General features: G+C 59.4%; 8 protein-coding genes. All 8 read left to right on the forward strand.

From position 1 onward, the window contains the following. A partial coding sequence (locus tag J4G14_11895) for a tyrosine-type recombinase/integrase (GenBank protein MCE2458498.1) occupies positions 1 to 660 on the forward strand: 660 nt, incomplete at its 5' end. Positions 661 to 1,287: 627 nt separating this feature from the next. Next, entirely contained in the window at positions 1,288 to 2,511 is a 1,224-nt protein-coding gene (locus J4G14_11900) for a cytochrome P450 (protein MCE2458499.1), read from the forward strand. Positions 2,512 to 2,754: 243 nt separating this feature from the next. Next, positions 2,755 to 3,219, forward strand: a complete 465-nt coding sequence (locus J4G14_11905) for a MarR family transcriptional regulator (protein ID MCE2458500.1) — start codon at positions 2,755 to 2,757, stop codon at positions 3,217 to 3,219. 183 nt (positions 3,220 to 3,402) lie between these two features. Further along, the gene (locus tag J4G14_11910; GenBank protein ID MCE2458501.1) at positions 3,403 to 4,434 is read left to right on the forward strand and encodes an ATP-binding cassette domain-containing protein; all 1,032 of its coding nucleotides are present in this window, start codon (positions 3,403 to 3,405) and stop codon (positions 4,432 to 4,434) included. 5 nt (positions 4,435 to 4,439) lie between these two features. After that, entirely contained in the window at positions 4,440 to 5,204 is a 765-nt protein-coding gene (locus tag J4G14_11915; GenBank protein ID MCE2458502.1) for an ABC transporter permease, read from the forward strand. A gap of 159 nt (positions 5,205 to 5,363) precedes the next feature. Continuing rightward, positions 5,364 to 5,795, forward strand: a complete 432-nt coding sequence (locus J4G14_11920) for a transcriptional repressor (protein MCE2458503.1) — start codon at positions 5,364 to 5,366, stop codon at positions 5,793 to 5,795. Positions 5,796 to 5,984: 189 nt separating this feature from the next. After that, positions 5,985 to 6,422 carry a hypothetical protein gene (locus J4G14_11925; GenBank protein ID MCE2458504.1) on the forward strand — a complete coding sequence of 146 codons (438 nt, stop codon included), beginning with the start codon at positions 5,985 to 5,987 and terminating at the stop codon, positions 6,420 to 6,422. Between the two features lie 8 nt (positions 6,423 to 6,430). Further along, the coding region (locus J4G14_11930) for a zinc ABC transporter substrate-binding protein (protein MCE2458505.1) at positions 6,431 to 8,495 on the forward strand (2,065 nt) is incomplete at its 3' end.

Consider the following 8,495-nt stretch of genomic DNA (forward strand, 5'->3'; position numbering starts at 1 on the left):
TGCGAACGGCACGGACTCCACCACCTCGGCGACGTCATGCCGATCCACGTCGCGGCCTACGTCGAACAGCTCCCCCTCTCCCGCCCGTCCGTCAAACAGCACCTGTCGGCAATCAGCAGGTGTTTCGACTGGATGGTCTCGGGAGGGACACTCGAGATTAACCCGGCGACGTCGGTCCAGAGACCGAAGCACGTTGTCAGGGTGGGAAAGACCCCTGTCCTAAGTGATGAGCAGGCCAGGCAGCTGCTAGAGTCGATCTCCATCGACAGGTTGGCAGGGCTCAGGGACCGGGCATTGATCGGCACCATGCTCTACACCTTCGGCCGTGTCGGAGCGGTCATCGCCATGGACGTCAAGGATTACAGGATTAGCAATCACCAGCGATCATTCCTGCTACACGAAGAGGGTGGGAAGGAGCACCAGGTGCCGGCACACCACAAGCTGATCGAGTATCTCGGAGAGTACATGGACGCCACCGATCTCTGGTCAGGCGGTCGACATAACGAAGTCCAGGCTGAAGGGTGTTCGCATCAACCGGCATCTGGTCTTCCAGATGGTGAGACGTCGTGCCAGGAAGGCCGGGCTGCCACCGACCGTCAACTGCCACAGCTTCCGGGCCACGGGCATCACGAGTTACCTGTCCAACGGCGGAGCTCTTGAGGACGCGCGTGCCATCGCCGCTCACGAGTCTTCGCAGACCACAAGGCTCTACGACCGCTCGGGCGACAAGATCACCTTGGACGAGATCGAGCGCATCCGGTTTTGAGGGCTTCTGCTGCTTAAACCGATCCAAATATGGGTACGGATGTCCCAGGGAGTGTGTATTCACCCCTACACTCCTACACCAGGGAGGGAGCCCTGTGACGACAGAGACCAAGTCAAACTGTGGTACAAGGTGGCTTGCCAGACCCCATGGTCGCGTCAGATACTTCCAAGAGTCAGTGATACGGTACCGCCCTACTCAAAGAAGTCCAGGACCTGCTCATCAAAGGCCGCGCACAGATAAGTTGCGACAACCTCAACTTTATCGAACCGGAAGCAGTACCGATATACTGCTGACGGACAACGCGGCACCGTCTGCTCCGCCGAACGACTGTAGTTACAACACGTCGTTGCGGGAATCGGCTGCTATGGTGGTGTCGACAGGCGCTTCTTTGACCCAATAAATGGCGGTATGATGGCAGTGATAACATCTTCGAGGTGCAATGAGCGATGCCCTCAGTCTCAGAGAAGGTCCGTAACCTGTTGAGGTCCGCGGTAGTTCCGGGGCTCATGCTGCGGGAGCGAATGGAGTCCGGGGTCAGCTACAACCTGCTGTCCCGGGAGACCAGGACGAATCCGTACGACCTGTACGATGAGCTACGCAGCAAGGACCCGGTGCACAGGATGCGCCTTCTGGACGCCTGGCTTCTGACGCGCTATGAAGACGTCGACGCCGTCCTTCGCGACCACAGGCGATTCTCCAATGCGGAGCGCAACTTCGTCGAAGCGGGACGGGTCACCCTCCTCGACCTCGACCCTCCGGACCACACGAGGCTTCGGTCTCTCGTCTCCAGGGCATTCACTCCCCGGGCCGTCTCCGCACTTGAGCCTCGCTCCCGGCAGATTGCAGAAGGACTGCTTGACCAGGTTGAGGGAAGAGACCGGTTCGATCTGATTGAAGCCCTGGCCTTCCCGATGCCCGTGACCGTGATTGCGGAGATGATCGGCGTCCCGCCCGAGGACATGGAGCAGTTCAAGGCCTGGTCCAATGACATCGCCGTCTCCGTGGAGCCGGTGATTTCCGACGAACAGGTGCGCCGGGTAGACCGAGCGACCGAGGAGCTGTACGAATACTTCGACGGCATAATCGCACTACATCGCAGCGACCCACGAGACGATCTCCTCAGCGCCCTGCTCGCCGCTGAGGAAGAGGGTGAAAGGCTCACTCGCGAGGAGCTGCTGGCTACGCTCCTGCTTTTGCTCGTTGCTGGCAACGAGACGACCCGCAACCTGATTGGCAACGGAATGCTCGCCCTGCTAAGAAACCCGGACCAGCTGAGCCTGTTGAGGGATAGGCCAGATCTCATGGACACTGCCATTGATGAGTTCCTCAGATACGACAGCCCGGTCCAGATCGACGGCCGCTACGTCCGGGAGGACTTGGAGATCGGTGGTAAGAAGATTCGGGCGGGCCAGCGGGTCATATCCGCGATCGGCGCCGCCAACCGAGACCCCGAGGCCTTCACGAGTCCGGGTTCGCTTGACATCGGCCGAAGGGAGAAGAGCCACATATCGTTCGGCCGCGGTATCCACCACTGCCTGGGAGCGCCACTGGCGCTGCTCGAAGGCAGAACCGCATTCACCGCACTTCTGGAGAGGTTCTCCTCATTCAGACTGCTGGCCGAACCGGAGTTTCGGGACCAGGTGGTGCTCCGCGGCGTCAATGAGCTGTGGATTGAAGTCGAGCGGTCTCCGAGTCCTGAAGACGGATTGCCGTTGGCCCACGGTCGACTCGCAGGAGATATCTAGTGCACTTCTGGCATGTCAACACAAGACGTTCACCCGCACTCGATGCGATGTCATCCACCGGACAGGGCTCGGTCCAACATGTCCTCTCACAATAGCGTACCGTCGCAATTCCAAAACACTCAAGGACACTTCACACTGGTTAAGCGCATCGAAGACAACCAGCGCAGCAGGGTCGACAGTGTCGAGAACCTTGAACCTCTAACCGAAGAATACGGCTTCTTGTAAACGCTCTGCTTCCTAGTCATGGAGCAACTTTCGAATAGTAGTACGCCTCAACCAGAGGACCTGTGCTTCTGGATAAACAACCTTGCCATTGCTTCCATGAGAAGTCTGGCCGGGCGGTTCAGTCGCTACGGCATAACTCCACACCAGTTCGCAATCCTGATGATGTGCTCAGAGGGGTGCGTGGACACTGTCAGCGGGCTAGCCAGGGTGATGCCTTTAGACGCCGCCGCCGTGAGCCGGAATGTCCAAAACCTCGTCCAGCAGGAACTGCTCGAGAGAGAGCCGTCGCAGCGTGACAGACGTTCGGCAACGTTAAGCGTTACGGAGAGTGGGAAGGTGCTGTTGGAAGAGCTTGCAGCGCACGTGGAGGCGAACGACCGCATGCTCCTGAGGGGAATCGACGACGCTGAAAGGGACAAGTTCGTAACCACCATCAGGACGATGCTGGCGAACACAGCCGCCTACGAAGCAACACGATTTTGAGAGCCAGATGAAAGCTGCTAACCAATAGCTGAATAAATGTAAAGCCCAGCCTTCGGGGGGCCGGGCTTTACCAAGCAGAGCGCGCGCTAAGAACCCATCGGCACGGGAAACTTTGTCTGCGCCCTCTTTGCTTACCGTAATCCCCGGCAGTTGCTCTGTCAAGCATTGAAAGAGAGGTCTCAATTGCCTAACGAATACATGGTCGAGGTCCGTGATCTCGTGAAGGTCTATCCGGGCGGCACACGGGCCGTTGAGGGCATCGACTTCGATGTCCCGAGGGAGGGCTTCTTCGGTTTCCTAGGGCCCAACGGCGCCGGGAAGACCACGACGATGAAGATACTCGGCACACTGCTGAAGAAGACATCAGGTGCCGTCAAGGTGGCGGGGATCGACATCGACGCCGATCCGAAGGCTATCCGGCGCAGAATCGGGTTTGCGATGCAGGAAGTTGGTCTCGACGACCTCGCCACGGGCAGTGACTTCCTCCAGCTCCAGGGCGTGCTCTACGGACTCTCCCGACGCGAGGCCCGGCGGAAGGCCGGGGAGCTGCTGGAACTGGTGGGCCTATCCCACGTGGCCGGACAGCGGGTCGGCACCTACTCGGGTGGCATGCGCCGCCGCATCGATCTTATCGGAGCCCTCATGCACAATCCGGACGTCCTATTCCTCGACGAGCCAACGGTCGGCCTGGACCCCCAGAGCCGAATCGCGATGTGGGAACACCTCGACAGCCTGAACGCCAAGGGTGTCACGATCCTGCTCACAACCCAGGTAATGGAGGAGGCCGATCGTCTCTGCCGCAGCATCGCCATCTTCGACCACGGGCAGATCGTCGCCAGTGGTTCGCCCGAGTCGCTTAAAGCCGATGTGGGCGGAGACGTCGTGCAGATCGCCCTCAATGACTCCGGGAACGGTGCCGACAGCGCACTGAACGAAATGGCCGAAGGCATCGTTCGCAAGCAGAGATACGTCGACGCAACCAACAGAGTTGAGGACAGCATCGCCGTCACCGTCAAGAACGGCAGCGCGGCCGTCCCGGAACTTGTCCGCCTGCTTCACGATAACCGGATCCCAGTCGCCAGCATCTCGGTCGCAAGGCCGAGCCTCGATGACGTCTTCCTCAAGTACACAGGACGCGCGATTCGGGCTGAAGAAGCCTCCGGCGACGAGGTCAACGGGATGATGCGCCCGATGATGGGCCTCAGGAGGAGATAGCTCAAATGAACATAGCCCGAGAGACCTACTTCATCTACATGCGTAACCTCAATGCCTGGAAGGGACAGCCTGCCCTTGTCATCTCCACACTGATCCCACCCGTGTTCATGTTCCTCTTCTTCGGGACTCCTCTCAGGGGCATGACCGGCATCTCCGGCTTCCCCGCAGACGACTACTACGCGTACTTTGCCGCCATGATCATCGTGTTGTCCGTGGTTATGAACGGTTCCGATGTTGCCTTCGCGCTGCTTGCGGACATGCAGTCCGGCTACTTCGACAAGCTGCTGCTTGCGCCCGTAAACCGCTTTTCGATTCTCATGGGCACGCTGCTCACGTCGGGCACGCGGGCTCTGCTGCAGGTGATAGTCATCGTTACCATGGCCATGGCCTTCGGTGTCAGCTTCAAGGGCGGTTTACTGGGACTGGTGGCCATCATTGTCGCCGCCGCGATCTTCGGGATAGCTACAGCCTGCATCGGCCTGATAATCGCCCTGAGAACCAAGAGCGCCCAGATGACTCAGAACAGCTGGCTGATGTTCATGCCGCTAGCACTTCTCACGACGGCATTTATGCCGAAGGAGTTCTTATCCGGATGGTTCAAGTGGGCAGTGACCGTTAACCCGGTCGACTATGTGCTGGTGTCCGTGCGGACGATAATCATAGAGGGGTGGGAGTGGGAGTCAATTCTCCCTGGCCTTTGGGTCTTGTCGGCGGCAACGGTGATAATGCTCGCTGCCGCCACGTGGACCTACAGGCGCGCCACCGCGTGATCTCCGCGCCCGGGCGCACCCTGGGGGTCACGGAGCGAAGCATCTTCCAAGTTGGAATCACTGTTGACAGGTGTGTCGACGTATTGATAGTTTGTATCAGATTGTGGCGAATAGAGCCTGAATATGTGATATCTATAATTGAGTCGACATATCAACAATATGTCCCGACCATCACACTCGCGCCTGACGGACGCACTTAGGGACCGGGGCTACAGGATCACTGATTCCAGGAGGGCGGTAGCCAATCTCCTGGAACATAAGCACTACGGCTTTACGATCGAGGCGCTCAGTGAAGAGCTGCCTTCGATAGGCAGGGCTACACTGTACCGCACCATCAAGCTGTTCCTCGAGATGGGAGTGCTCTGCAGACTCGTCACGATGGACGGAGATAACGCATACAGCCTTGCCCGGGTTGACCACCATCACCACCACTCCGTGTGCGTCGATTGCGGCTCAGTGGAGGAGTTCAGGGCCGTTGCAGTCGAGCGAATGCTCCGCGACATCAGAACTGGTATTCCCGGGAAGGTCGTCGGCCATATGCTCGAGTTGTACGTGAGGACGAGAGAGAGTAACCGTCCTTGTTCCAATTGACCTGCTGCATCTGCCATGCGCCCCTTAGTGATACGGGGGTGCGGGGGTGCCCCGCTTCTGCAATTTCGTCCATTTTCGACGGAACCAGCCCCGCTAGTGACCGATCAACCATTGGAAATTCCGAGAATACCCACAATAAACAGGAGTTAGAGGAGAAACATGGGACATAGCCTATTAAAGTGGAGGTCAGTGGTCATAGTCGCAGTGATCGCGGCTTTGGTCTTCGCTATTGCCTGCGCAAGCGAAGAGCCGGAGCCGGCCCCAGCGCTCGACGCTGCCGAGATACAGAAGTCGGTAGCGGCGGTCATCGCTGCGCAGCCTGCGGGTCTGACGCGTGCGGACGTCGAGTCCATCGTGAGCCAGTCGTCGGAGGGGCACCTCTCTGCGGCCGACGTGAAGGAGATCGTCGACCAGTCCGTCCGGGCATTGCCCGCGCCTGAGATCGACGTGAGCCAGCTCAGCAGCCTCGTCAATTCCGCGGTTGCCGATGCGGTGCCTGAGGGCGTCAGCGCGGACGAGATCAGCAGGATCGTCTATCCGACACGCTTACGCGCGGCGACATCGAGGACCTGGTTGCACAGGCCGTCGAGGACGCGGTCGGCGACCAGCTCACCGCCGACGAGGTGACGGACATCGTGAACGCCTCCCTCGTCGCCACGAACCAGGCGATCGAGGCGGCAGCCTTGGCTGGTATGGAAACTCCCATGCCCTCTGGGCCGCCGGTCAAGGTGGTTACAAGCACCAACTTTGTGGCGGACTGGGCCAGGGTGGTTGGTGGAGACAGGGTAGAAGTGTACGGCCTGCTGCCGCCGGGTACCGATCCGCACTCATTCCTCCCTGGAGCTCGCGACGTTGCCAAAGTAGAGGAAGCGGATATTGTATTTACTGTCGGTCTTGGTCTCGAGGCCGACTGGCTGCATGACCTGATACACAACGCCAGCGCGGATGAGTCCGTGGTAGTCGCGCTTGGAGAAAGTGTCAATCCCCTCGAATTCTCAGGCGCTGACCCTCACGGCCACCAGGACGAACATGATGAAGACGGCCAGATGAGCATGCATGACGAGATGATCATGGGGCGGTTGCTCGTAGGCGATGGGGAAGAAGGAAGTCTCTCTGTCATAGACCTGGAGTCTGGCGAAGTGAGCCAGAGCCGCTATGACCTGGGCTCGCGGGCCGGCCGGATCTACTCCAGCACGAATGGCCGCTATGCCTTTGCCGTTTCCTCAGACGCCAACACGGCCCACCTGTTCGATGGCGGGCTATTCATGGAGCCTCATGGGGACCACTTCGACCTGGTCGAGGAGGACATACTTAAGCTTCCCCTGGACTTGAGCGGTGACCGCCCCGTGCACCTGTACGTAGGTGGCGAGTGGGCGACGATCTTCTACGACGGCTCCGGTGAGGTGGTGTTTCTCAACGAGCATGAGCTGGCAGAGCAGGGGGACGCCTATGCTCCAGTACGGATGAACGTAGGTCCTCAACATGGAGCGGCGGTACCCCTGGAAGGCGATCTGTTCGCCACAACCATCAAGCACCCAGAATACCCGGGCAACCCGGACGCCCGGCGGCCCATTGGAGCAGAAATCAGAGACCTGGACGGCCATGTGCTGCACAGCGCTGAAGGCTGCGATTCGCTGCATGGCGATGCAAGCAACGGCCACATGGCCGTATTCGGATGCGCTGGGGGCGTCCTGGTCCTAGAGGCTCATGATGGCGAGTATTCCGACGTCTTCATAGCACCGGATGGAGCCGCTGACGACTTCCGTCTCACGTCCGTTTGGGGCTATCCAGGCCTGCACCACTTCTTTGCCCTTGGCTCAGCGGTGGGACTGTACATCGTGGAGCCCGAGGACGAGGCGATGGAGCTTATGATCCCCGCCACAGAAAGTCTCCGCCCAATCCAGGTCCATCTCGGCCACGGAGGGGAGTCCCTGTTCGTGGTCATGAGCGACGGAGAGCTCCGTCTGTATGACGCCCATGATGGGAGCCTACAGGCGTCCAGGAGCAGCTTCCTGACGTCGCCGGTTGACGCTGGATTCTGGGCGCGGCCTCACATAGCCACAGCGCCAGGCGCAGTCTTCATCACGGACTCGGTCGGAGGCAAGGTCCTGCAGCTGGACCTGCACGATCTGGAAGAAATAGAGCACTGGGACGTAGAAGGTGCGCCCACCAAGATTGCATTCGTCGGGATCGTGGGGGAGCCTGAGGGTGGCCATGAGGGACATGACAATGAAGATGCCCATGAGGATGGTCACGAGGACGAGCATGACCACGGAGCTCTGGACCCTCACTTCTGGTTCGATCCACTTCGTGTGAAGATCGCAATTGACGAAATGGCCTCCCGGCTTTCGGTCCTGGACCCTGAAAACGCGAGCGTCTACCACCAGAACAGCTCAGATTATAAGGACCAGCTTGACGAACTTCACTCCTGGATTAAGGTGCATGTCGAAAACGTGCCGCAGGAGCGCAGGGAGCTGGTAACGTCCCATGACAGCCTCTCATACCTCGCAAAGGCCTACGGATTTGAGGTTGTCGGGCTCGTCATACCGTCCCTGGCGACTCACGTGGAGCCATCGGCGGAGCACATTGCGGACCTGATCGAAGTAATCCGCGAGCACGAAGTTCCGGCAGTATTCGGTGAAACGACAGTCAGTGAAAAGCTTGCTCAAGCCATAGCAAGGGAGACAGGCGCAGAGCTGG

This window comes from Dehalococcoidia bacterium (assembly GCA_021295915.1).
Taxonomy (GTDB): domain Bacteria; phylum Chloroflexota; class Dehalococcoidia; order Lucifugimonadales; family UBA1123; genus VXRN01.

What these genes read in the sequence shown, in the direction of transcription:
- J4G14_11900 (MCE2458499.1), top strand. Translation starts at nt 1,288, where the DNA reads ATGGAGTCCGGGGTCAGCTACAACCTGCTGTCCCGGGAGACCAGGACG.
- J4G14_11905 (MCE2458500.1), top strand. Translation starts at nt 2,755, where the DNA reads ATGGAGCAACTTTCGAATAGTAGTACGCCTCAACCAGAGGACCTGTGC.
- J4G14_11915 (MCE2458502.1), top strand. Translation starts at nt 4,440, where the DNA reads ATGAACATAGCCCGAGAGACCTACTTCATCTACATGCGTAACCTCAAT.
- J4G14_11920 (MCE2458503.1), top strand. Translation starts at nt 5,364, where the DNA reads ATGTCCCGACCATCACACTCGCGCCTGACGGACGCACTTAGGGACCGG.